General features: G+C 32.4%; 21 protein-coding genes and 1 pseudogene. 6 read left to right on the forward strand and 16 right to left on the reverse strand.

All coding sequences use genetic code 11. From position 1 onward, the window contains the following. Window positions 1-28: 28 nt before the first annotated feature. From OLM51_RS12125 to OLM51_RS12150, 6 genes are all read right to left on the reverse strand, one after another. Window positions 29-559 (reverse strand): mechanosensitive ion channel family protein, encoded by a 531-nt coding sequence (locus OLM51_RS12125; RefSeq protein WP_264550875.1) that lies wholly within the window; start codon window positions 557-559, stop codon window positions 29-31. A gap of 10 nt (window positions 560-569) precedes the next feature. Further along, entirely contained in the window at window positions 570-1,154 is a 585-nt protein-coding gene (locus OLM51_RS12130) for a Maf-like protein (RefSeq protein ID WP_264550876.1), read from the reverse strand. Further along, window positions 1,147-2,073, reverse strand: coding sequence for a geranylgeranylglycerol-phosphate geranylgeranyltransferase (locus tag OLM51_RS12135; protein ID WP_264550877.1), 927 nt, complete (start codon window positions 2,071-2,073; stop codon window positions 1,147-1,149). The genes OLM51_RS12130 and OLM51_RS12135 overlap by 8 nt, the downstream gene beginning before the upstream one ends. 34 nt (window positions 2,074-2,107) lie before the next feature. After that, window positions 2,108-2,635: a KdsC family phosphatase gene (locus tag OLM51_RS12140; protein WP_264550878.1), complete on the reverse strand. Its 528-nt coding sequence runs from the start codon at window positions 2,633-2,635 to the stop codon at window positions 2,108-2,110. Then, window positions 2,619-3,380 carry a Rossmann-like and DUF2520 domain-containing protein gene (locus OLM51_RS12145; RefSeq protein WP_264550879.1) on the reverse strand — a complete coding sequence of 254 codons (762 nt, stop codon included), beginning with the start codon at window positions 3,378-3,380 and terminating at the stop codon, window positions 2,619-2,621. The genes OLM51_RS12140 and OLM51_RS12145 overlap by 17 nt, the downstream gene beginning before the upstream one ends. 177 nt (window positions 3,381-3,557) lie before the next feature. Then, entirely contained in the window at window positions 3,558-5,243 is a 1,686-nt protein-coding gene (locus OLM51_RS12150; RefSeq protein ID WP_264550880.1) for a glycoside hydrolase family 28 protein, read from the reverse strand. A 313-nt stretch (window positions 5,244-5,556) separates the two neighbouring features. Between OLM51_RS12150 and ccsA the strand changes: the two are divergent. Beyond that, window positions 5,557-8,777, forward strand: a pseudogene (gene ccsA, locus OLM51_RS12155) (cytochrome c biogenesis protein CcsA). A 97-nt stretch (window positions 8,778-8,874) separates the two neighbouring features. Here the strand turns inward: ccsA and OLM51_RS12160 are convergent. The 4 genes from OLM51_RS12160 to OLM51_RS12175 all read right to left on the reverse strand — a co-directional run bounded on the left by OLM51_RS12160 (window position 8,875) and on the right by OLM51_RS12175 (window position 11,428). After that, the gene (locus tag OLM51_RS12160) at window positions 8,875-9,603 is read right to left on the reverse strand and encodes a DUF3667 domain-containing protein (protein WP_264550881.1); all 729 of its coding nucleotides are present in this window, start codon (window positions 9,601-9,603) and stop codon (window positions 8,875-8,877) included. An 8-nt stretch (window positions 9,604-9,611) separates the two neighbouring features. Then, window positions 9,612-10,016 carry a DoxX family protein gene (locus OLM51_RS12165; protein WP_264550882.1) on the reverse strand — a complete coding sequence of 135 codons (405 nt, stop codon included), beginning with the start codon at window positions 10,014-10,016 and terminating at the stop codon, window positions 9,612-9,614. Window positions 10,017-10,109: 93 nt separating this feature from the next. Beyond that, window positions 10,110-10,898: an anti-sigma factor domain-containing protein gene (locus OLM51_RS12170; RefSeq protein WP_264550883.1), complete on the reverse strand. Its 789-nt coding sequence runs from the start codon at window positions 10,896-10,898 to the stop codon at window positions 10,110-10,112. Continuing rightward, on the reverse strand, window positions 10,898-11,428 hold the full coding sequence (locus OLM51_RS12175; RefSeq protein WP_264550884.1) for an RNA polymerase sigma factor: 531 nt from the start codon (window positions 11,426-11,428) through the stop codon (window positions 10,898-10,900). The genes OLM51_RS12170 and OLM51_RS12175 overlap by 1 nt, the downstream gene beginning before the upstream one ends. Before the next feature lie 891 nt (window positions 11,429-12,319). Here OLM51_RS12175 and OLM51_RS12180 point away from each other — a divergent pair. Next, on the forward strand, window positions 12,320-12,904 hold the full coding sequence (locus OLM51_RS12180; protein ID WP_264550885.1) for a glutathione peroxidase: 585 nt from the start codon (window positions 12,320-12,322) through the stop codon (window positions 12,902-12,904). A gap of 310 nt (window positions 12,905-13,214) precedes the next feature. On the opposite strand, the gene OLM51_RS12185 is transcribed toward OLM51_RS12180, so the two are convergent. Further along, the gene (locus tag OLM51_RS12185) at window positions 13,215-15,380 is read right to left on the reverse strand and encodes an endonuclease MutS2 (protein ID WP_264550886.1); all 2,166 of its coding nucleotides are present in this window, start codon (window positions 15,378-15,380) and stop codon (window positions 13,215-13,217) included. Window positions 15,381-15,491: 111 nt separating this feature from the next. Here OLM51_RS12185 and OLM51_RS12190 point away from each other — a divergent pair, with 111 nt between their 5' ends. Further along, a complete protein-coding gene (locus tag OLM51_RS12190) occupies window positions 15,492-16,163 on the forward strand; it encodes a uracil-DNA glycosylase (RefSeq protein WP_264550887.1) in 672 nt (223 codons plus the stop codon). A 21-nt stretch (window positions 16,164-16,184) separates the two neighbouring features. On the opposite strand, the gene OLM51_RS12195 is transcribed toward OLM51_RS12190, so the two are convergent. From OLM51_RS12195 to OLM51_RS12215, 5 genes are all read right to left on the reverse strand, one after another. Continuing rightward, window positions 16,185-16,571 (reverse strand): DUF4258 domain-containing protein, encoded by a 387-nt coding sequence (locus OLM51_RS12195; RefSeq protein WP_264550888.1) that lies wholly within the window; start codon window positions 16,569-16,571, stop codon window positions 16,185-16,187. Window positions 16,572-16,607: 36 nt separating this feature from the next. After that, entirely contained in the window at window positions 16,608-17,807 is a 1,200-nt protein-coding gene (locus tag OLM51_RS12200; RefSeq protein ID WP_264550889.1) for an alanine dehydrogenase, read from the reverse strand. Between the two features lie 85 nt (window positions 17,808-17,892). Beyond that, entirely contained in the window at window positions 17,893-18,360 is a 468-nt protein-coding gene (locus tag OLM51_RS12205; RefSeq protein WP_264550890.1) for a GNAT family N-acetyltransferase, read from the reverse strand. 78 nt (window positions 18,361-18,438) lie between these two features. Next, window positions 18,439-18,846: a tRNA (adenosine(37)-N6)-threonylcarbamoyltransferase complex ATPase subunit type 1 TsaE gene (gene tsaE / locus OLM51_RS12210; RefSeq protein WP_264550891.1), complete on the reverse strand. Its 408-nt coding sequence runs from the start codon at window positions 18,844-18,846 to the stop codon at window positions 18,439-18,441. A gap of 133 nt (window positions 18,847-18,979) precedes the next feature. Continuing rightward, the gene (locus tag OLM51_RS12215; protein ID WP_264550892.1) at window positions 18,980-20,533 is read right to left on the reverse strand and encodes a bifunctional response regulator/alkaline phosphatase family protein; all 1,554 of its coding nucleotides are present in this window, start codon (window positions 20,531-20,533) and stop codon (window positions 18,980-18,982) included. Window positions 20,534-20,754: 221 nt separating this feature from the next. On the opposite strand from OLM51_RS12215, the gene OLM51_RS12220 reads away from it, so the two are divergent. Genes OLM51_RS12220 through OLM51_RS12230 form a run of 3 tightly spaced genes read left to right on the forward strand, consistent with a single transcriptional unit; the run spans window position 20,755 to window position 24,448 of the window. Then, window positions 20,755-21,984: an HD domain-containing protein gene (locus tag OLM51_RS12220; protein ID WP_264550893.1), complete on the forward strand. Its 1,230-nt coding sequence runs from the start codon at window positions 20,755-20,757 to the stop codon at window positions 21,982-21,984. A gap of 39 nt (window positions 21,985-22,023) precedes the next feature. Then, entirely contained in the window at window positions 22,024-23,067 is a 1,044-nt protein-coding gene (lpxD, locus tag OLM51_RS12225) for a UDP-3-O-(3-hydroxymyristoyl)glucosamine N-acyltransferase (RefSeq protein ID WP_264550894.1), read from the forward strand. Then, window positions 23,060-24,448 (forward strand): bifunctional UDP-3-O-[3-hydroxymyristoyl] N-acetylglucosamine deacetylase/3-hydroxyacyl-ACP dehydratase, encoded by a 1,389-nt coding sequence (locus OLM51_RS12230; RefSeq protein WP_264550895.1) that lies wholly within the window; start codon window positions 23,060-23,062, stop codon window positions 24,446-24,448. The genes lpxD and OLM51_RS12230 overlap by 8 nt, the downstream gene beginning before the upstream one ends. The last annotated feature ends 15 nt before the right edge of the window (window positions 24,449-24,463 follow it).

The following is a 24,463-nucleotide window of genomic DNA, read 5'->3' on the forward strand; positions in this document are numbered from 1 at the left end:
TAGACTTTACAAAATTTCCATTCAGCTTTTAGTCAAAAAACTCTTTGTCTTCGTATTGTACAGGCATAATTGAGATGCCTTTTTGCAGTAACAAATTATTAGGAAAAATGATTTTTTCTCCCTCTTTTGTTTTTAGATTCACATGAAAAGCACTAATGTCTTCGATTTCGGCTTCAATTGGAAAATCTTTATCGTGAATTTTTATAGTATCGCCAATTCTAAATGGGAATGAGAAAAACAAAATCATTCCCGAAGTAACATTGCTTAAAATAGACCATTGTGCAAACATAGCTACACCAATTACTGTTGCAATTGAAGAAACGGTGATGAAAATATCCTGGGTCTCAACTCCCCAAATTACAATCAGGCTGATGGTTACCAATATATTCATCAATATGTGAATATACTTGATTACCAGATTGGTTCTATGTTCTAATAACTGACTGCTGCTTGCATAACGCCTGATTAATTTGGCGATTATTATTCTTAGCGCAACCAATGCTAAAAGTAGCACTATGGTCGTAATTATTTCCTGACTATACTCTTTAAAAGAAAACATAAGATAATTTTTATACTAATGTACTCAAATATTCGTAAACTTTGGCAGTCGGAAGCCCCATAACATTGGTATAAGAACCCTCGACTTTTGCTACAGCCATAAAACCGAACCATTCCTGAATGCCGTAAGCGCCGGCTTTATCATAAGGTTTGTAGTTTTCGATGTAATATAAGATAGCTTCGTCTGAAAGATTGTTAAAAGTCACTTTTGTGATATCATGCAATAGGGTAGAAGTGCTATTGGTTTTAAAACAAACCGAAGTGATCACTTCATGCGTAGTGTCTGACATTGATTTGATCATCTCAAATGCTTCTTCAGCAGTTTTAGGCTTTCCAAGAGCTTTATTCTGATGCCAGACAATGGTGTCGCTGGTAACTAGTATTTCATTTTCTTTTAATTCTCCTTCAAAAGCACTTGCCTTTAATTCGGCTAAAAAATCGGTTATTTCGACCGCTTTCAGTTCAGGAGGATAAATCTCTTCGATATCTTTTAGTCTGATTTCAAAATCAAGATCTAAATCTTTAAAAAACTGTTGTCTTCTTGGAGATCCCGAAGCCAGAATTATGCTGTATTTTTTAAGTTTTTCTTTAAGCATTGTACTTAATATTAAGAGTAATTACCAGGATGGATAAAATTCCGAAAAGTAAAATCAGTTTTAAAACGGTACTTAAATGGTGAAATTCTTTTGGAGATTTTGCTGTAAATACTTTTACGATGAAATATAATAATGGAGCCAAAACAAAAGCAAACGAATATAAAGTCGCCACATAAAGTTTATTTTCCATGAAATAAGCATTAATATAAAGCAAAGACAATATAAAAGGAATAATCGCAAAACCTGAAGCTATTTTTGCCGCTCTGCTAATTCCAATTGCAATTGGTAAAGTATTCATTCCCTGATTGTAATCGCCATTTACATCTTCTATGTCTTTAACTATTTCCCTGATGAAATTAATCATAAAAGCAAACAAGGCATAATCGATCAGAATAGAAAAAAAGCTTGCCATTTGCGCCTGATTTTCGGCAACTGTAGCTGGAAACAAATCAAAAACACCAATTATAATTACGCTAAAAGCCAGTAATAATGCAATAATAAAATTACCCAGAATCATGATTTGCTTTAGGCTTGTAGAATAAAAATAAAGCAAAGAAGCAATCAAAATAAAAATGGAAGCAAAACTTGGTTTTAGAATTACATTCGATAAATAAAAACCAATTGCAACGCCAGTAATATTAAGTCCAAAATAAATATTGTAAGCTCTCGTTTCTGAGATTCCTTTGCCAATAATCACCTTGTTTGGTCTATTAATAGAATCTGTTGCCACATCAAAAATATCATTTACGACATATCCGGCAGCAGCTAATAAAACGGTACTCAAAACTAATAATCCGTATTGCCAGTCTGCTAAAGCTAAAGGAATATTTTGCTGTTTTAAAAAGGCATAACGAAATAGAAGCTGCATAAAAGCAAGCATAAGGAGGTTTTGGTAGCGAACGAGTTTTAGATATTTCATTTGTTTTGAGGTTCTGAGTGGCTAAGTTTTATAATTAATCGTGTTTTCCGTTAAAATATTCCATCCATCTTCCTTGTACTTTCATTACCTGTTCGATTACATCACGTGCAGCGCCTCGTCCGCCTTTTACGTGCGAAATATAACGACAGATGTTTTTGATTTCCGGACTTGCATCTTGTGGGCTGGTAGGTAATCCAACTAATTTCATAACATGAAAATCCGGAATATCATCACCCATATATAACACTTGTTCGGGTTTTATATTGTAAGTATCAGTATACTCTTTAAACGTTTTTACTTTGTCAGGAGTCCCTAAATGAATGTCTTTAATTCCTAGATTTTGTAGTCGGATACGAACACCTTCATTGCTTCCTCCAGAAATAATGCAGACATTATAGCCACTTTCAATAGCCGCTTTCATTGCATAACCGTCACGAATATTCATGGTACGAAGCATTTCTCCTTCATTGGTTACGAATACTGAGCTATCTGTAAGTACGCCATCAACATCAAAAACAAATGTTGTGATGTCATTCATTATTTCTTTATAACTTTTTGCCATTATTTTGTATAGATTGTGTTAGAATTTTATAAATGTTTTTTTGATTTTCATTGGTTAAGTAATCCAGATGTGCTTCAATAGTATTTGAATCATTGCGTTTTGCCGGACCAGTTTGTGCATCAACCGGATCTAAGGTTTTGATTTTTTCTGCAGTTTCCTGAATTAAAGGTTTTAATACTTCAAAAGGAACCCGATGTTCATCACAAATTTCCTGTCCAATCTGATATAAGTGATTGGTGAAATTATTCACAAAAACAGCTGCCACATGTAGTGCTTTTCGCTGTTCTGAATTAATTGAAAAAACGGCATTTGAAATATTTTTTGCGACTTTTTCAAGAAAATCAAAATCAACGGGATTTTCTGCTTCTAAACACATTGGAATCACCGAAAAATCGATTGCTTTGTTTTTAGAAAAAGTCTGAAGCGGATAAAAAACGCTTCGTCTGTTTTTTGCATCTAAAGTATCTATGGAAGCTGTACCGGAAGTATGTGCTACAAGACAGTTTTGAAAGGGTATCTTACTGGAAACTTCTGAAATAGCATTGTCTGAAACGGCAATGATAAACAGATCAGCCTCCTTTAAACCCTTAAAATCAGTGACAATTTTATCAGAATCAATAAGTGGGAGTAGCGCTTCTTTTTTTCTGGAAAATACCTGAACAATTTCGATAGCTTCACTTTTTATGAAAACTTTTATCAAATGCTGTGCAACATTTCCGGAACCAATTAGCGTTATTCGAATCATAGCACAAAATTACTATTATTTTTTTTAAAAGCCGACTGCTTTTGTATCGTTTGTATATACTTTAAATACAGTCATTGTATGATCTGTCTACTTTTTGGAATAAAATTAAGAACCCGCTTTTGATAACTAATTTACATAATTATCAAAAGCGGGTTTAGAGTATTGATTTATACAAGTTTAAAATTTCACAGCTCCTTTTGGAACATTTTCTCCAATAGAGGTCTTTTTAGCAAAATCAGAGGTCGGAGTAGAAACAAACTGGATATTCTGACTCACTTCTCCGTTAATGGAAATTGCTTTTTCTGAAGTCGATTCAAATTCAACATCCTTAAAAGACATATTTTTACCATTATAAATCTCAAAAACGGTTGGTTTCTTAATATCTAATTTTATATTACTTATTTTAATTCCGTTAGCATCAATAATAGAAAAACCATTTTCTGCTTTTGCTGTTAAGTTTGAAATTTCAATATTTTCAAGATTCATTTCCGGTAAACCTTGTAAAAATACAGCCTGATAAGCTCCTGCAATTGTAACGTTTCTGATTGAAATATTCTTGAATTGTGGTGTTTCGTCATTAACGGCCATCATTTTATTCTTAACTGGAGTTCCGCCTTCGGCCAATGTTTCGGCAATAGATTTCCCTCCATAGTATAAATCAAAAGAAATTGCCTGAGAAGGAATATCGGTCATAAAAATATCCGAAATAAAGATGTTTTCTACAATACCGCCACGTCCACGTGTACTTTTAAAACGAAGCCCAACGTCAGTTCCCATAAAAGTACAATTAGAAACATGAAGATTTTTTACCCCTCCGGACATTTCGCTTCCTACTGTTACGCCGCCATGTCCGTGGTAGACGATATTGTTTCTTACGATTATATTTTCGCAGGCAATTCCGCGATCTCGACCGTCTTTATCTTTACCTGATTTAATACAAATTGCATCATCACCAACATCAAAACTTGAATTTTCTATTAAAACATTTTTACAAGATTCTACGTCCAGACCATCGCCGTTCTGTGAATACCACGGATTACGAACAGTAACATTTCTAACAATTAGATCTTCAATCATAAGTGGGTGAAGGTTCCATGATGGTGAATTTTGAAAAACAGGACCATCAAAAAGGACTCTTTTGCTATTCTGAATGCTTACCATTGCCGGACGAAGAAAATCATGTATTTCCTCAAATTGCTCTTTTGTTTTTAAATCTAAACGGACGTTTTGATCGGCACCTTTTGAACCTTTTAAGTATTGTTCTGATGGATACCAGCTGTCTTTTTTATCATTTAAAACACCACCGGAAGCCACAAATTTCTTCCATTGGTCATCAGTAAGTTTGCTTTTCTTTACTTGTCGCCAGGCTTCGCCCGAACCATCCCAAACACCGTTTCCTGTAAAAGCGACATTTTCCAGATTTTTACCATAAATAGGAGAGATGCATCTCCAGGTGTTTAAACCTTCAAAACTAGTTTCTATAATTGGGTATAAACTTTTATCAGTCGAAAACTTGATTAATGCTCCCGTTTCTGCATGCAACTCAATATTGCTTTTTAAGATAATTGGACCTGTCAGCCAGATTCCCGGAGGAATAATTACCTTTCCGCCACCTTTCTTTGCAACAGCATCTATTGCATCGGCAAAAGCTTTAGTATTTAGTACATAACCTCCGTTTACGGCTCCAAAATCTTTAATGTTTACGCTGTTTTTTGGAATTACCGGTTCCTGAACTTTTGACATTTTAAATTCAAGATTAGGATAAAAGGATGTTGCTTTTGCTTTTTGAGCTTTTACATTAAACGACCAAAACGATAGTAATAGGGTTAAGGCAATCAGCAGGTTGGTTGATTTGATTTTCATTCTTAATTATTTGTAAAAGAGATAGTTAGTAGATAAAATTCTTATTTTAGAACTATATGGGGTTGCAAAATAGAAATTTCTAGTTGATAAAAATACAAAATCAAAATGTAATCGATTACATTTTATTGAAAAATATTTTGCTTTTTAGTGAATTTCTCCAAACTCATAACAATGTAGTAAAAACCTTATTTTTAAAACAGAAAGCATCTAAAAATTGAACCTTTTTTTGGTTTTAATTAACAAATGACAAATATTGGAACTCAACATTTTTAAGTACTTTTGTGGCACTTTTATACAATGTAATTCCTCAAAAATGGATAAAAAAATATTCTCTTTTTTGTTTTCTACACGATTAATGGCCGTTCTTTTTTTAACATTTGCAATCGCAATGGGTGTTGGAACTTTTATCGAAAGTAAATACAACACAGACACAGCCAGAATTTTAATATACAATACTTGGTGGTTTGAGGCTATAATGGCCGTTTTTATGCTTAATTTCTTTGGTAACATCAAACGTTATCAATTGCTTAAAAAGGAAAAATGGGCGACTTTACTGCTTCATATTGCCTTTGTTTTTATCCTTTTAGGAGCTTTTATAACACGTTATATCAGTTATGAGGGAATGATGCCAATTCGCGAAGGGGCTGCCGAAAACCAGATTTATTCTGATAAAACATTTATTACCGTTTTTGCTGATGGTGAATATAAAGGTGAAATGAAACGAAGAGTTTTTGATAAAAGCCTTTTATTGTCGCCAGTTACCAATAATGATTTTACACTTTCTGGAAAGTTTGACGAAACTCCTTTTGAGGTAAGTTATGTAAACTACATCATGGGAGCAAAAGAAATGATAAAACCGGATCCAAAAGGAACGCTTTATTTAAAGCTGGTTGAAGCAGGAGCGGGCGGACGTGAAGAGCATTTCTTAAAAGAAGGTGAAGTTCAAAATATACATAATGTATTATTTGCTTTAAATAAACAGACTGATGGTGCAATAAACATTAATACTAAAGGAGATAAATATACGATTCAGACACCTTTTGAAGGGGAGTTTATGCGAATGGCTGATAAATTAAAAGGTACAGTAACAAAAGACAACGTACAACCTTTAATGATGCGTTCTCTTTACAGTATTGGAGATATTAGAATTGTATTTCCAGATCCTGCAATCAAAGGAGTGGTAGATTATGAATCAAGTAACGATTTTAAAGCAAAATCTCATACAGATGCTTTATTTATAAAAATAAAAGCAGACGGACAAGAAAAAACCGTTCGTCTTTTAGGTTCTAAAGGAGTTGTAGGTGAGCCTCAGACAGTTAAAATTGGTAAAGTTGAATACAGTTTGTTTTTCGGAAGTAAAGCTTATGTTTTGCCATTTAAAATACAATTAAATGATTTTATTGCTGATAAATATCCCGGAACAGAAAAAAGTTATTCGTCATATAAGAGTAAAGTAACCGTTTTGGACTCGACAGAAACGTTTAATGCGGATATTTTTATGAATAATGTTTTAGATTATAAAGGGTTTCGCTTTTTTCAGTCTTCATTTGATCCAGATGAAAAAGGAACAGTATTATCTGTAAACCATGATTTCTGGGGAACTAATATTACGTATTTTGGATATTTTATGCTTTACATTGGTTTGATGGCTATTATGTTTACCAAGCATTCTCGTTTTGGAGATTTAAAACGTAAACTTGAGAGCGTTAAAAAGAAGAAAGAAAAGTTAATTACTATTTTGGTTTTAATGTTGAGTCTAAATTCTTTTGCTCAGGCTCCGCATGTACATACTCCGGACATACACATGAACACAATCACTCTGCAGATCCAAATGATCATGCCAATCATGTAACAGCCGCGCCAAGTCAGAAACAATTAGATTCATTATTGACTATTTACAAAGCACCGGAAGCACATGCAGCAAAATTTGGACGTTTGATTATTCAGGATGCCGGAGGAAGAATGAAACCTATTAATACGTTTTCTTCTGAATTACTTCGTAAAGTAAGCCACGATGATAAATATAACGGAATGAATTCTGATCAGGTATTCTTGTCTATGACGCAATATGCTCAGGTTTGGATTCAGGTACCGATTATTTATATCAATACAAAAAACGACAGTATTCGTAAGATTATTGGGATTGATTCAAAAGACAAATATGCACCGTTTGTAAAATTCTTTGATGAGCAGGGAAATTATAAACTTTCACCTTATTTAGATGCTGCTTATAAAGCTGCAAATCCTAATAGTTTTGAGAAAGATTTTATCGACACGGATAAAAAAGTAAACTTAATGGAATCTGCTTTAAGTGGTAGTATTTTAAGAATTTTCCCAGTACCAAATGATCCAAACAATAAATGGGTTTCTTATTTGGAGCGTGATCATAAAGGTTTTAAAGGGATGGATTCTACTTATGTAAATCAAATTCTGCCTTTGTATTTTAGTGCTTTGAATACGGGTTCTATTGAGAAAAACTTTAGCACCGCTGATAATTTAGTAGAAAGTATCAATGGTTTCCAAAAGAAATTCGGAGCTAAAGTAAGACCAAGCGAGCAAAAAATTGATGCTGAGATTGCTTACAACAAATACGATGTTTTTCAAAAACTACCGTATTGGTATATGACGGCAGCCATATTTATGTTTATTTTTACGATTGTCAATATTTTTCTTGAGAAAAAATGGCTTCGTATTGTAATAAATGCTTTCCATGTTATTGTAGGATTGTTATTTGCGATTCATACAGTAGGATTAATAGCACGCTGGTATATTTCCGGACATGCACCTTGGAGTAACGCTTATGAGTCAATAATATATGTAGCCTGGTCAACAATGTTTTTTGGATTGGCTTTTGACAGAAAATCAAAATTAACCGTTGCTTCATCAGCTTTTGTTACCGCAATGATTTTAATGGCTGCATACCTAAACTGGATTGATCCGGAAATTGCAAACTTACAGCCAGTTCTTAACTCGTATTGGTTAATGATTCACGTTGCAGTTATTGTGGGTAGTTATGGACCTACTGCACTTGGAATGATTTTAGGTTTTGTCGCGTTAGTCTTGATTTTCTTTACCAATGAGAAAAATAAAGCCAAAATGGAACTTAATTTAAAAGAAATCACTTATATCAACGAAATGGCCTTAACTATTGGTTTGATCATGCTGACTATTGGAAACTTCTTAGGCGGACAATGGGCAAACGAAAGTTGGGGACGTTACTGGGGATGGGATCCGAAAGAAACCTGGGCTTTAATCTCGATTATGATTTATGCTTTCGTAATTCACGCTCGTTTTGTTCCGGCATTAAGAGGAAAATGGTTCTTTAACTTAATGAGTATGTTTGCTTTTGTTTCGATCTTGTTTACTTATTATGGCGTAAACTTCCATTTAGTTGGTTTACATTCGTATGCAAGCGGAGAAGCACATTCTTTAAACTGGATTTATTATTCATTGGTAACTATTGCGATAATTGGAGCTGTAACGTATCCGAAATACCATAAATATTATAAAAGCAAAAAAGTAAAAAAGAAATAATTATTTGAGATAATTATTAATTCATAAAAAAAGGTTCAGTCTAAAATAGACTGAACCTTTTTAATTTATAGTCACAGATAAAATATTTTATAGGATCTTACATTTTTCCTGTTAATTTAAGTACTAAAAAAGTAATTATGAAAAAACAGATGAGAAATATAATATGACTGAGTATACTTAAGAAAAAAGCTTTTGTTTTAGATATTTTATTGAAAAACTGAATATTAGTCCAAAGAATAAGTGCAATTCCAATGAGATAAGTAATTGTCGCAAATTTTTGAATATTAGGTGTGTCATTCAAATATAGTAGTATAGGAAAGGTCAGAATCTGGACAAAAAGTCTTTGAGAAGCCTTAAAAGTATTTAGGACAAATAATTCCACAAAATTATATCCCTGATTTCTAAAAACGATATAAGTTCCAATGGTATAGACGGGAATTGTTGCAACTGTTAGCCATGAAAAATGTGTTGCTGTCCATTCATTGAACTCAATATAATCTAAGTTAGAATCACTAGCATCTGGAAAAAAATTAATATGGAAATAATGGTACAACAGCCCATAAACTGTGGCAAGAACAACCACCAAAGACAACGGTTTGAAATGTTTAACCCGTTTACCTTCAATAAATTCGCGTACAGAATGACCTGGTCTTGTAAATAATTGTTTTAGGGAATACAAAACTCCTTTGTCAAAATGCAGTAGACCATGTTGCAAATCATGCCATAAAAAATGAGCATTAATTTTATGTGTGTCAGCGGGCTGTCCACAATTATTACAATAGTGCCCCTTAAAAACCTGGTGACAATTTTTGCAGATTATTTCCATTTTAATCGTTATTGTTTATTATAATTAGTTATTGGATTGTGTGTTTTGAAACCGTTTGGAAACATGATTGCCAATAGAACGACAATTAATAAGAAATTATATTCAACACCATTTCTTCCGCCGCCTACAACAAACCAGCCTTCTTTAAAATGAACCAGAATTATTCCCATTATTAAAACAAAAATGGTAACAAAACCGGCAAGTTTGATATATTTATTCATCAACAAAAGAATTGCTGCAAAAACGTGAGATAATTTGATTGACCAGGCAAGAAAAACACCAAAAGGAGCAAAGCCAATCTGATTCAGGAATAAATTTCCAAAATCATTGATACCGTTATTAAACATTCCGAAAACAGAATGGGTGAGAAGAATGAGAGCAACTGCAATTCTTAGAAGTAATGTTCCGTTCATGATGTGGTATTTGGTTGTTAGATAAAATAAAAATAATAAAAAAGCGCATATTAAAACTAATATGCGCTTTCTGTTTTTATGAAAGATTCAATTTTAAACTTTTCCTAATGTATAAAGTTGAGTCATAGTTGGAGTTAAACTTCCTCCCGCAGGTTCCAGAGTAATTCCAAAAGCTTCTGCTTCGTTTGTACGATCAACAGCAAATATTTTTTGAGAGTTTCCTTCAAAGTTGCTCAATAAACCAATGCTTGTTGGTGTAAGTACCGGACTAAGTTTTAATGCCCAAACCTGATATACCATTCCTTTTGGAGGTTTTGGCAGACCTGCAGCATCAATATAGGTCGTTTTGGTGTCTTTGTTCCAATAGACTTTTGCAAAAGAAGTTGGAGAAACCGCCTGACCACCAAGCGTTACACCCGTATTTTTGATGTCTCTTACAATGGTTAAACTTTTTTCAATTTCTTTATTCTGTTGTCCTAAATAAGCATAATCTCTTTCAATTTTGCTTTTCTCAGTTCCCACAGTCACAATAGCTTCTTTTGTTTTTGTCAGTTCAAGAGTTTGATATCCTAAACCAAGTAACAAAAGTACGGCAGCTGCCCAGCCTACATATTGAGACCAGTTTGAAGCCGGTTTCATGTCGACTACTTTACCATGTTTAAGCTCCAGTCTTGCTTTAATTTTTTCAAAATTAGCTACTGAATGGAAAGGAGAGAAGCTCGATGATAAAGCCACGATAGCTTTTTCAATAGAAATAATTTCCTTATCTACTTCTGGATATTTTTTAGCTGCTTCGGCTATTTCCAAATTTTCTGTTTCAGTTAATAATCCGTAAACGTAAAGTTCCAGAATTCCTGATTCTATATATTCTTGTGCTTCCATTAGATTTTTAAATAATTACGTAAATCGTTAATACAGTTTCTGTTTTGTGTTTTGATAGTTCCCAGTGGCATTGCCAATTCTTCTGAAGCTTCTTGTTGGGTATATCCTTTGAAAAATAACAAATCAAGAATTTCAATACATTTTGGTTTTAGTTTTTTTACAAATTCCTGAATACCTATTGTATCAATTTTGTTGATCAGTTTATTACTGTCATCTAACAGATTTACGAAATTATCGGATGGAAGGTTTTTTTGATTGTTATTAAAATTTTTTGAGCGTAATGTATCGATCGAAGTATTTCTGGCAATATTAAGAATCCAGGTATAAAATCGGCCTTTGCTTTCGTTGTATGAATCAATGTTTTTCCAGATTTTGACAAAAACTTCCTGTAAAACATCTTCGGCCTCTTCGCGATTTTTGATTAGTACATTAATAACCGAAAACAAACTTTTCGAGTACATGTCGTACAAATGGGTAAAAGCTCGTTCGTCTTTTTTGTAAATTAAAACTAATAATTCTTCTTGACTCATAGATTGGGATTTTAAGTTTAAACAAAAATTTCTTAATCAATATTTCATTACTGTTATAAAGATAAATTATTTTTTTGTGAAAATTATATTTTTTTTAACAGTCTTAAACCTAGGAAAATAGGGGTTTTGAAAAAAAAATGATTTTTTTTTCATTTTTTTAAAACCAAAAGCAATCCAATTACGTAAATGCTATTATAACCGAAAATAAATAGTTTGCTTAAAATAGCAGAATATGAAATTAAGTTTTAAAATGTTGATAATATAGGATTTAGAATAAATGAAAAAGTTTGAGAATCTTAAATAATCAAAATAATAAGTAGTAGATAAAATCTTACTAATTACAATTTAAAGTTATGACAAAAGCAAAAACGTTAAAAATTTTAATAGTTGGTTTGACAAGTGTTTTATCACTTTCGAGTTTTAGCAAAACAGATTTTAAAAAAGATATTTTGGGTGAAATTGCTTTGAACCTAAAACGATAATTTAATAGTTGGTGTCCCCTGGACTTCCAAACGAATTTTCATGGATTAAACAGCAGTTTCCAAATAATAACGAATAAAAATTTCCTTTATAAACGCCATTGAAATGAATAATTGGGAATGCGAATTAGGGTTTACAGGTAAAATTCACCATAACCGGGAGGCATCAACTACTTAAAAATAATAGTAAACGGGTTCAAAAAAAATGAAATCGTTTTTATATAAAAGATTCTTACTTAATAAAGTAAAAGATATTGAAAATTAATTCATGGTTTGATTTGTTTGTATGGGGGGAAGCCTAACGTCTGATTAACGTTAGGCTTCATTTTTTTAACGAAAGTTTATGGGAAAATAGAGGCAGGAATCACTTTGTCAAAAAGATTTTTAGCTAATTTTATAAAAAATTAAAACAATGAAAAAAATAGTATATCTAGCTTGTGGTGCATTTTTATTAATGACAGCACAATTTCAGGCTCAAACTAGTAAAACCAAGTCTAAAACAGATAAAGTCATGGCAAAAGAAAACATTTACCAATTTAAGGTTGAAGATTTATCAGGAAACACTTTTGATTTTGCTTCTCTAAAAGGAAAAAAAGTAATGATTGTAAACACCGCGTCAAAATGCGGTTTAACACCACAATACAAAGATCTTGAAGCAGTTTACAAAGAATATAAAGATAAAGGTTTTGTAATAGTAGGCTTTCCTGCTAATAATTTTGCAGAACAGGAGCCTGGAACAAATAAAGAAATTCAAACTTTCTGTCAGCAAAACTATGGTGTAACTTTCCCTATGATGGATAAAGTTTCTGTAAAAGGAGACGATATGTGTGCCGTTTATAAATTCCTGACTCAAAAATCTAAAAATGGTTTACAGGATTCTGAGGTAGAATGGAATTTTCAAAAATACTTAATCAATGAAAAAGGAGAATTGGTTAAAGTAATTAAACCAAAAACTTTGGTTACAGAACCGGAAGTTATTAATTGGATTAAAGGTTAATTAAACTTTTCTAAAAAATAAAAATCCACAAATTTGAATTTTTCAAGTTTGTGGATTTTTTTATTCCATTTTGCAAAGGATTTTTTTGTATTTATAATATCTATGAAAATAAAACAAACTATAGTTTTTACAAATAAAAAACAACTTTAACAGATTTGATCTAACTGATTTTTAAAAAATAATCATATTATGGAATGTTTTTTGGAAAATAATTCCTTAAATCAGCTTATTTTAGTTTAATTGATCCTTTGTTTAATTTTTCGATCTTTTTAGGATGAAATTTAAAAAACGAAAACGGAAGAATAAAATTTTACTTTTTTACAGCTTCAACCAATTCTAATTCATCTAAACTAACTTTAGAAGTAAAGATTCCGTAATTTACTGTTGCTTTATTCTTTTCTATCGAATCAATACTTCCAACAGATCTTCCGTCAAGCATTCGTACTCTGTCACCAACTTTTAGAATTGGCCTTGGTTTCTCAACAACCGGTTTAAGCTTTTTCTCTTTTTTCTCTTTTCGAATTTCTTCAACATGTACAGTAACTTCTGCAATAACTTCTTTTTTCTTTTCTATTATCGCTTTAGTTTCTTTAGGAGTTGCTTTTTTACGTTTTGAATTTTCAATTTCAACAATTTTTAAAAATTCGCCTATAAGTTCTTTTTTATTTTTGTTGTTGAAGTATTTCTCAGAGATATCTTCTATTTTTTGTCCAATGTAAATTGTTTTCTGGTTACTATCGTATAATTCCTGATAGCTTTCCAGTTTTTGCTTAATTTTTACATTGATGTTTTCCATTTTTTTGCTTTCCTCACGTGCTCTAGTTTCTTCTTCTTTTAAGTTTAAAGAAGTTTTTTCAAGCTTAGACCTTTCTTTTTGGAGTGTTGCAATAGTTTTATCAAAACGAACTTTTCCAACTTCGATTTTCTTTTTTGCACGATTTATTAATCCGAATGGAATACCGTTCTTTTGTGCCACCTCAAATGTAAACGAACTTCCTGCTTGTCCTAAAGCCAGCTTATACATTGGTTCAAGCGATTTTTCATCAAACATCATATTCGCATTTGTAGCATAAGGTAACTCGTTTGCGAGAATCTTTAAATTAGAATAGTGCGTTGTGATGATTCCGAAAGCTTCACGATGATAGAATTCTTCCAGGAAGATTTCTGCCAAAGCTCCCCCCAGTTCCGGATCAGAACCTGTACCAAACTCATCAATTAAAAACATGGTTTTCTTATTGCATTTCTTTAAGAAATAATTCATGTTTTTTAATCGATAACTATAAGTACTCAGATGATTTTCAATAGATTGATTGTCTCCGATATCAGTTAAAATACGGTCAAATAAGAACGTTTCACTTCGTTCATGAACAGGAATCAGCATTCCCGATTGAAGCATTAATTGCAATAAACCAACAGTTTTAAGTGAAATCGTTTTTCCACCTGCATTTGGTCCGGAGATTACAATAATTCTATTATCTTGTTTTAATTCAATAGTTTGCGGATGCGTAACTTCGTTTTTTTGCTTATTGTTTAAGTATAAAATAGGATGATAAGCCTCTCTAAAAAACAATCTTCTTTCTTCTGTAATTGTTGGTAATATTCCGTTGATTCGATTAGCGTATTTTGCTTTTCCGGCAACAACATCAATATCACTTAAGAAGTCCTGATATTCGATTAATAAAGGCAAATACGGACGAATAGAATTTGATAAGTTTTTTAAGATTCTCGTGATTTCCTCTTTTTCTTCATACTCAAGATTAGCTAATTCACGAGAATATTTTAAAGTTGCTTCCGGCTCGATATAAGCAATACTTCCGGTTTTGGAACTTCCTAGAATAGAGCCTTTAACTTTACGTCGGTACATTGCTAAAACAGCGAGAACACGACGGTTTTGTACAAAACTTTCTTTAATATCATCTAGGTATCCAAGTCCGTTATATTGTGTTAAAGCAACTCCAAAACTTTGGTTTACTTTTCCGCGTACTAGATTCATATTCTGACGAATACTTAATAGTGCAGGAGAAGCATTGTCCTTAATTTCTCCGTATTTATCAACGATTGCATCAATATAAGTGATGATATCTTTAGTTAATTCTACACGAGATGCACGGGCATTTAAGTTTGGATAATAGTCATCAAATTTTTTAAGGAAATTCAGCAAGAAATTTGTAGTTGCAGAAAGATTTGCAATTTTTCTAAAGCTTCCAACTTCAAGAAAACTGTCTTCTATGGCTAAAAACTTAATTTCATGTGTTATAGCGTCAAATCCGTGATTCGGAATGGCGTTGTTGTTTTCAAAAGAAGAAACATATTCAGATGTTTGCATTAAAGCCTGCATCAAAGTTTCTTTATCTCTAAATGGTGTTATTTGTAAAGCTTTTTCTTTTCCAATGTCTGTATTACAGCCAGCCGAAATCGTTTCGAGCACTGTTGGAAATTGTAAATCTTGTAATGTTTTTTCTGTAATAGATATCATTATATATCGTAAGTTGTAAAGATTTCAAAGTTACAAAGTTTTAAAACTAAAATGCATTATTAATTGGCAGTTTGAAAAAAACTTTGCGTTATTTGTACTAAAATTTTTAAAATGAAAATTAATTTATCTCCTGAATGGCAAGCGGTCTTAAAAGACGAAATTCAAAAACCTTATTTTTCTACCTTAATGGAAGCTTTGGATATTGAATATAAAACGCATACTTGTTATCCTCCGGCTGAATTGATTTTTTCCGCTTTTAATAACTGCAGTTTTCAGGATTTAAAAGTTGTAATTATTGGACAAGATCCTTACCATGGAGAAGGAGAAGCCAATGGTTTAAGCTTTTCTGTAAATGATAATGTCAAGATTCCGCCTTCGCTTCGTAATATTTTCAGAGAAATAAATACCGATTTAGATTCGATTTTTATGCCGACTTCAGGTAATCTTGAAAAATGGGCTCAACAAGGGATTCTGCTTTTAAATGCTTCGCTGACGGTTCGTAAAGATAGTCCAAATAGCCATAAACACTTAAAATGGAATCTTTTTACAGATGCAGTGATTCAGGCTATTTCTGATCAAAAAGAGAATGTCGTTTTCCTGCTATGGGGAAGCTTTGCGCAAAAAAAAGGATCAAAAATTGATCGTTCAAAACACCATATTTTAGAATCGGGACATCCTTCACCAATGAGTGCTAATCAGGGAAAATGGTTTGGGAATAAGCATTTCAGCCAAACAAATGCTTTTCTAAAATCTAAAGGAATTAATGAAATTGAGTGGTTTTAATATTGAAGTTTAGAAAAAGAACTATTTTTCAGTTTCTTTTTTTATGATTTCCTCTAAAACAGCTTTCTTTTCGTAGTTAACTACTTTTAAAACAATTTCTTGATTTTTAGCAGTTTTTCCCTCAATTACATAAAGTTTTCCTTTTTTGAACGGAACATTACTTTGATCAAAATCAACATCTCCAAAAGTTAAAGTGCTTTTAATATCTGCGGTGTCAATCCATTTTTCGTTTAAAGTCTGAATTGCTTTATCTGAATACTGAAAAGGTTTAGTTCTTAAATCATTTAAAACTCTGGCATTTGGAAAATAGTTACAACGTGTATCTTTTCCACTAAATACAAGGGCTACAAAAAAGCATCCCATAACTAAGCCAATCAAATAATATGCAAAACGGTGTACGAACTTCATGAAATAAAATTTTTGCAAAGGTACATTAAAGTTCCTTTAAAATACAAGTAAATTAATATCGTTGTCCGGTAAATCAAACCAGTCACCAATCGCTTTATTTGTTAAGATTCCGTGATATAAGTAGATTCCGTTTTTAAGACCTTTATCGCATCGAATAGCATTCTCTAAGCCACCGTCTTCAGCTATCTGGTGAAGATAAGGTGTTAGCATATTGCTTATGGATAATGATGCTGTTTTAGAGTAACGAGAAGGTATATTAGGCACACAATAGTGCAAAACATTATTTTTTATAAAAGTTGGTTTTTCATGTGTTGTTACTTCCGAACTTTCAAAACAACCACCAGTATCAATGCTTACATCTACAATTACGGCTCCTTTTTTCATGTGCTCGACCATAGTTTCGGTAACTACAATTGGACAGCGTTCTTTTCCGCGCATAGCACCAATAGCAACATCACAACGTCTTAACGCTTTTAAAAGTGCTTTTTGCTGAATCGTAGAAGTAAATATTCTTTGATTTAAATTGTTTTGTAAACGACGTAATTTTGTAATAGAATTATCAAACACTTTTACGCTTGCGCCAAGTCCGATGGCGGTTTTTGCTGCGAATTCTCCAACCGTTCCGGCTCCTAATATAACAACTTCAGTAGGAGGGACGCCGGTAATATTACCAAATAAAAGCCCTTTTCCAAATTCATCAGTAATCATTAATTCAGCTGCAATAAGAATAGAAGCTGTTCCTGCAATTTCGCTTAATGATTTTACAGCAGGATAGGAGCCGTCTTCATCTTTAATATATTCAAAAGCTAATGCGGTAATTTTTTTTTGCGCCAAAGCCTCAAAGTAAGCTTTTTTCTTTGTTTTTAACTGAATAGCTGAAATGATAGTAGTTTCCGGATTTATCATTTCAATTTCAGCCAAAGTTGGTGGTTCGACCTTTAATAATAAAGGACACCCGAAAACTCTTTTGGTATCTTTTGTGATTTCTGCACCTGCATCAGAATATTCCTTATCTGTGTAACTGGAACTTTCTCCTGCTCCGGATTCAATCATGACGCGATGTCCCTCGTAGGTAAGAGAATTTACTGCATCGGGAGTTAGACAGATACGACGTTCCTGGTAGCTTGTTTCTTTAGGTATTCCTATGAAAAGTTCTCTTTTAAAACGACCAACCTCAAGTTTTTCTTCTTGTGGCAGCAATTGTTGTTTTGTAAATGGAGTTAATGTGATTGACATGGGTTGTGCAAAAAATTAAAGGTACAAATTACGTAAAAAGTTTTAAAATGAATGCAAAAATTCTGCTAATACTACAACGCAAATGTTAAGATATCTTTTTCTCCATTTTTATGTCTGCTCTTTCGTAAACGCCTGCTTCTAAAGGAATTTCGACGAAACCAAATTTTCGATACAGATGAATTGCCGGAAGTAAAATTGTATTTGAATATAAAAACAGTGTTTTGATGCCTTTTTCTTCAGCAATATTCACACAATAGTCAAGAAGTTTATTGCCAACTCCAAGTCCTTGTGCCTTATCTGAAACAGCCATTTTACTTAATTCAAAAGTTGAATCATCAGTTTTTAATAATGAAACGGTTCCGATAATTTCGTTATTATATCTGGCATAGAAAATCAATCCGCCTTTATCAATAATTTCCTCCTGTGGATTCGAAAGTGTAATTTTATCTTTCTCTTCAACTTTAAAATACTTTTCAAGCCAGGCAATATTTAATACTTTAATATGCTCTTTTAGATCTTGAGAAAAGGGGATTATTTCAACGGTATTATTCATTTATTCTTTTTGAAGTTGTTCTGTTTGATACTTTATGTATCTCTATTGGAAAAGTTTTAGCAAAGATTTGTCGTAGTTTTATACTAATTCCAACTCTCTTTTTCCATCAACCAATAAGTTGATATTTATTGTTGAATAATCATCAGGAAGTAAATTGGCAATTTTTTCAGACCATTCAATAAAACACCAGTTTCCTGAATACAAATAATCATCAACTCCCATATCAAGCGCTTCGGTTTCTTTATTTAATCGATAAAAATCAAAATGGTAAACTATTTTATTATCAGAAGTATAGTATTCATTAACTAAAGAAAAGGTTGGACTACTTGTTGCATCCTGAACACCCAGACTTTTGCATAATTGTTTGATTAGAGTAGTCTTTCCAACTCCCATTTCCCCATTAAAAAGAATAATTTTTTTAGGATTTGAAGCTAGAATTTGTTGAGCAACTTCCTGAATTTGATCTAAAGAAAAAACGATATTCATTGTTATAATTATTTTGCCACGAATTTCACAAATTTTCACGAATTAAAGCATACTTTTTTTGTCACAGATTAAAAAGATTTTATTGATTTTTTTAATCTGTGAAAATCTTTGAAATCTGTGGCATAAATATTTTTTACTTCGGGTTAAATACCAAAAACGGAATAATCATTTCTTCTAAAGAAATTCCTCCGTGCTGGTAGGTGTTTTTATAATAACTTACATAATGGTTGTAGTTGTTTACATAAGCCAGAAAAAAATCATTTTTTGCAAAAATAAATGAGCTACTCATATTTATTGCAGGTAAGCCAATTGTTTTTGGTTCTTTTACGACATAAACATCTTTTTGCTCATAAGTTAAACTACGTCCGGTTTTGTAACGCAAATTCAGACTTGTATTTTTATCCCCAACGACTTTAGACGGGTTTTTTACATTAATTGTTCCATGATCAGTAGTCAGGATCAGTTTAAAGCCTAATAATTGTGCTTGTTGAATAATTTCTATTAAAGGTGAGTTTTTAAACCAGCTTAAGGTTAACGATCGATATGCCTTGTCATCAGAAGCTAGTTCTTTTACTACTTCCATTTCAGTTTTGGCATGCGAAAGCATATCAACAAAATTGTAAACGACTGTTACTAAATCATTGCCTTTTAAAGCTTTGAAGTTTTCTGCCAGTTTTTTACCTCCTGCGTAATTGGTTATTTTAAAATAGTCTTCCTTTATATTTAATCCCAAACGTTTTAATTGTGCCGAAAGGAATTCTGCTTCATAAAGATTTTTTCCGCCATCTTCGACATCATTTTTCCAATACTGAGGAAATTGTTTTTCCATTTCTATTGGCAATAATCCTGAAAAAATAGCATTTCGCGCGTACTGTGTAGCAGTTGGAAGAATAGAGAAATAAGGAACTTCTTTTTCTAATTTATAGTAATTTGAAATTACGGTTTCAAAAGATTTCCATTGATCATATCTAAGATTGTCTATTACAACAAACAAAATAGGTTTGTCTTTTTTCTTAATTTCAGGAACGACCAGTTCTTTAAAAAGATTATGAGACTGAATTGGTTTATCTGCTTTTGGAGCAAACCAGTCTTCATAATTTCTTTCGATATATTTTCCGAATTGAGAGTTTGCTTCCACTTTTTGCGATTCCAGGATTTCAATCATTCCCTGATCGTTAATGTTTTCCAGTTTTAATTCCCAGAAAAGCAATTTTTTATACAATTCTACCCAGTCTTCATAAGAATTAACCATGGCCAATTCCATTGAGATTTTACGAAATTCCTTTTGATAATCTAAAGTCGTTTTTTCTGAAATCAATCTCGAATCATCCAGATTTTTCTTCAAACTCAGTAAAATTTGATTTGGGTTTACTGGTTTTATCAGGTAATCGGCAATTTTAGAACCAATTGCTTCTTCCATTATATATTCTTCCTCACTTTTTGTAATCATAATCATCGGAATGGCTGATTTTTTCTCTTTCATTTCAGAAAGCGTTTCCAAACCGCTCATTCCGGGCATATTTTCATCAAGAAAAACAATATCAAAGTTGTCTTCTTCAAACAGCGCAATTGCATCCAGACCGTTGTTGCAAGTCGTTACTTCGTAATTCTTTTTTTCGAGAAATAATATATGAGGCTTTAAAAGGTCAATTTCATCATCAACCCAAAGTATTTTAATCTTATCCATAATAAAAATTATTTTAATGCAATTTAGAAGTATAGAACTTAAAAAGTATTAAAAATAGTATAAATTTCAGAATTTCTATTGGAGATTTAATGATATATTTTTTGATTGTTTTAGGTATTAGTTTGGAAATCAATAGTATTTGGAATTATTATTTAAGAAAAAAACTCAAACTGATTTGTAGTTAATTAGTTATATTTGTTGACCTAAAAAATAACCAGATAGTGACTCATATCAATAAGTTAAAAATATTCAATGATCCCATTTACGGGTTTATTACGATCCCGAACGAACTTATCTACGACTTAATTCAGCACCCTTATTTTCAGCGTTTACGTCGTATATCGCAAATGGGATTGTCGTATTTGGTTTATCCGGGTGCAAATCACACCCGTTTTCATCATGCGCTTGGTTGTATGCATTTAATGCAAAAAGTAGTAGATACACTTCGCTTTAAAGGCGTTGTAATTTCGCCAGAAGAGGAAAATGCTTTATACATAGCTATTTTATTGCATGATATAGGTCATGGTCCGTTTTCTCATGCTATGGAGAAAAGTATTGTCGAAGATGTTAATCATGAAGCTATTTCTCTTTTGTTCATGAATCAGCTGAATGACGAATTTGAAGGAAGGTTAAGTTTGGCTATTCAGGTTTTTAAAGGAGAATACCACAGGAAATTCATGTTGCAATTGATCTCGAGTCAATTAGATATGGATCGAATGGATTATTTGAAACGTGATAGTTTTTATACTGGAGTAGCAGAAGGAAATGTTAATTCTGAGCGTCTCATTCAGATGATGAATGTGGTTGACGGTGTTTTGGTTATTGAGGAGAAAGGGATTTATTCGGTTGAAAAATTCCTTCTTTCGAGACGATTAATGTATTGGCAGGCATATTTGCATAAAACGAGTTTGGTTGCCGAATTAATTTTGATGAAAGTATTAAAAAGAGCAAAAGAACTAACATTAAAAGGAGTGAAGTTGCCTTGCAGTGAGCCCCTTTTATACTTTATGCAAAATAAAATTACGCTTGAAAATTTTGATGCCGAAAAGTTAGATTTATTTTCTCAATTGGATGATTTTGATATTATAAGCGCTTTAAAAGCATGGCAAAGACAGGATGATTTTATACTTTCTACTTTAAGTAAAATGATTATTAACAGAGATTTGCTTAAAATAAAGTTAAGTGCAGAGAAAATTCCGGCAGAAGAATCTCAGGTTATGAAAGAAGAGTTTGCAGAAGAACATCATATATCGCAATCGGAGGCAGGATATTTTATATTTAGTGGCAAAATAAAAAATCAGGCGTATAGTAAAGAAGCAGAACCGATACGAATTTTGAAAAAAGACAAAACAATTGAGGATGTTGTAGAAGCTTCTGATCAGTTGAATTTGAAATCTTTATCTAAATTGGTAACAAAATATTACATCTGTTTTCCAAAACAACTTATCTAAAATTAACATTTAAAATCTATTTTTTATATTTTTGTCGCGATGAAATTTACAGCAGAACAAATAGCAGGAATTTTAGAAGGAGAAGTTGTTGGGAATCCCAATGCAGAAGTTTCTCGACTATCTAAGATCGAAGAAGGCGAGGAAGGATCACTTACTTTTTTGGCTAATCCCAAATATATCAACTACATATATTCGACAAAAGCAACAGTAACTATAGTTAACGACAGCTTTGTGCCAGAACAGGAAATTACTACAACATTGATAAAAGTTGAAGACGCTTATGCGTCTTTTTCAAAACTTTTACATTTTTATAATCAGGTAAAATTGAACAAAACGGGGATAGAGGCTAATTCTTTTATTTCTGAAGGGACCAAATATGGAGAAAATCTTTATTTAGGAAGTTTTAGTTACGTTGGACAAAATGTAGTATTAGGTAACAATGTAAAAATCTATCCAAACAGTTTTATCGGAGATAATGTTGTAATTGGCGATAATGTGTATATTTTTGCAGGCGCTAAAATTTATTCTGAAACTATAATTGGAAACAATTGTACCATTCATTCAGGAACTATTATTGGTGCAGACGGTTTTGGTTTTGTGCCAAATGAAGAAGGTGTTTACAGCAAAGTTCCTCAAATTGGGAATGTTGTGATAGAAGATAATGTTGATATTGGTGCAAATACAACAATAGACAGAGCAACTCTGGGATCTACTATTATTAGAAACGGAGTTAAATTAGACAATCAGATTCAGATTGCTCACAATGTAGAAATAGGCAGAAATACCGTTATTGCAGCCCAATCTGGTGTTGCTGGTTCTACTAAAATTGGAGAAAACTGTATGATTGGCGGGCAAGTTGGTATCGCAGGCCACTTAATTATAGGAAACAATGTAAGGCTTCAGGCACAGTCAGGAGTAGCAAGAAACATTAAGGATGGTGAGATTCTGCAAGGAACTCCATCACTTGGATATAGCGATTTTAATAAATCGTATGTTCATTTTAAAAATCTTCCTAAAATTGTTGCCGAAGTAGAGGAAATAAAGAAACAAATAATAAACCCAAAAAATGGAAATAATGGTTAAACAGAAGACCATCAGAAATGAAATTTCACTAACAGGAGTTGGATTACATACTGGAAAAGAAGTTACAATGACTTTTAAACCTGCTCCAATTAATAATGGTTTCACTTTTGTAAGAGTAGATTTGCAAGGTCAACCAGTCATTGAGGCTGATGCTAACTATGTTGTTAATACCCAAAGAGGTACCAATTTAGAAAAATTAGGTGTAAAAATTCAGACTCCAGAGCACGTTTTGGCTGCATTAGTTGGCTGTGATCTGGATAATGTTATCATAGAATTGAATGCTTCAGAACTTCCAATTATGGATGGTTCATCAAAATATTTTGTTGAAGCGATTGAAAAAGCCGGAATTGAAGAACAAGAGGCAAGCCGTAATGTTTATGTGGTAAAAGAAGTTATTTCGTTTACTGATGAAGCAACCGGAAGCGAGATTCTTGTAATGCCAAGCGACGACTATCAGGTTACTACAATGGTAGATTTTGGAACTAAAGTATTAGGTACTCAAAATGCTACATTAAAAAGTATTTCAGATTTTAAAACTGAAATTGCAAGCTCAAGAACTTTTAGCTTCTTACATGAATTAGAATCTTTATTAGAACATGGTCTAATTAAAGGTGGAGATTTAAATAATGCAATTGTTTATGTAGATAAAGAAATCTCTGACTCTACAATGGCGAATTTAAAGAAAGCTTTTGGTAAAGATGAAATTTCTGTAAAACCAAACGGAGTTCTGGACAATCTTACTTTGCATTATCCTAACGAAGCAGCAAGACACAAATTGCTTGACGTAATTGGAGATTTATCTCTTATTGGAGTTAGAATTCAAGGAAAGATTATTGCTAATAAACCAGGGCATTATGTAAACACTCAGTTTGCTAAAAAACTGGCAAAAATTATCAAAATTGAACAAAGAAATCATGTTCCTGTTTACGATTTGAACCAGGAACCATTGATGGATATTCATAAAATTATGGCTGTTTTGCCACACAGACCTCCATTTTTATTAATCGACAGAATTATAGAAATGTCTGACAGTCATGTTGTGGGAATGAAAAATGTAACAATGAACGAGAATTTCTTCGTTGGACATTTTCCTGAAGCACCAGTTATGCCGGGAGTTTTAATTGTTGAAGCAATGGCACAAACAGGAGGAATTTTAGTTTTAAGTACAGTTCCGGATCCTGAAAACTATTTAACGTATTTCATGAAAATTGATAATGTTAAATTCAAACACAAAGTATTGCCGGGTGATACTTTAATTTTCAAATGCGAATTGATTTCTCCTATCAGAAGAGGAATCTGCCACATGCAGGCAAATGCATACGCAAACGGAAAATTAGTGACTGAGGCAGAATTAATGGCACAAATTGCAAGAAAGCAATAAATAGTCAAATTTATT

Origin of the sequence: Flavobacterium sp. N2038 (assembly GCF_025947185.1) — a bacterium.
In the GTDB taxonomy this organism is placed as follows: domain Bacteria; phylum Bacteroidota; class Bacteroidia; order Flavobacteriales; family Flavobacteriaceae; genus Flavobacterium.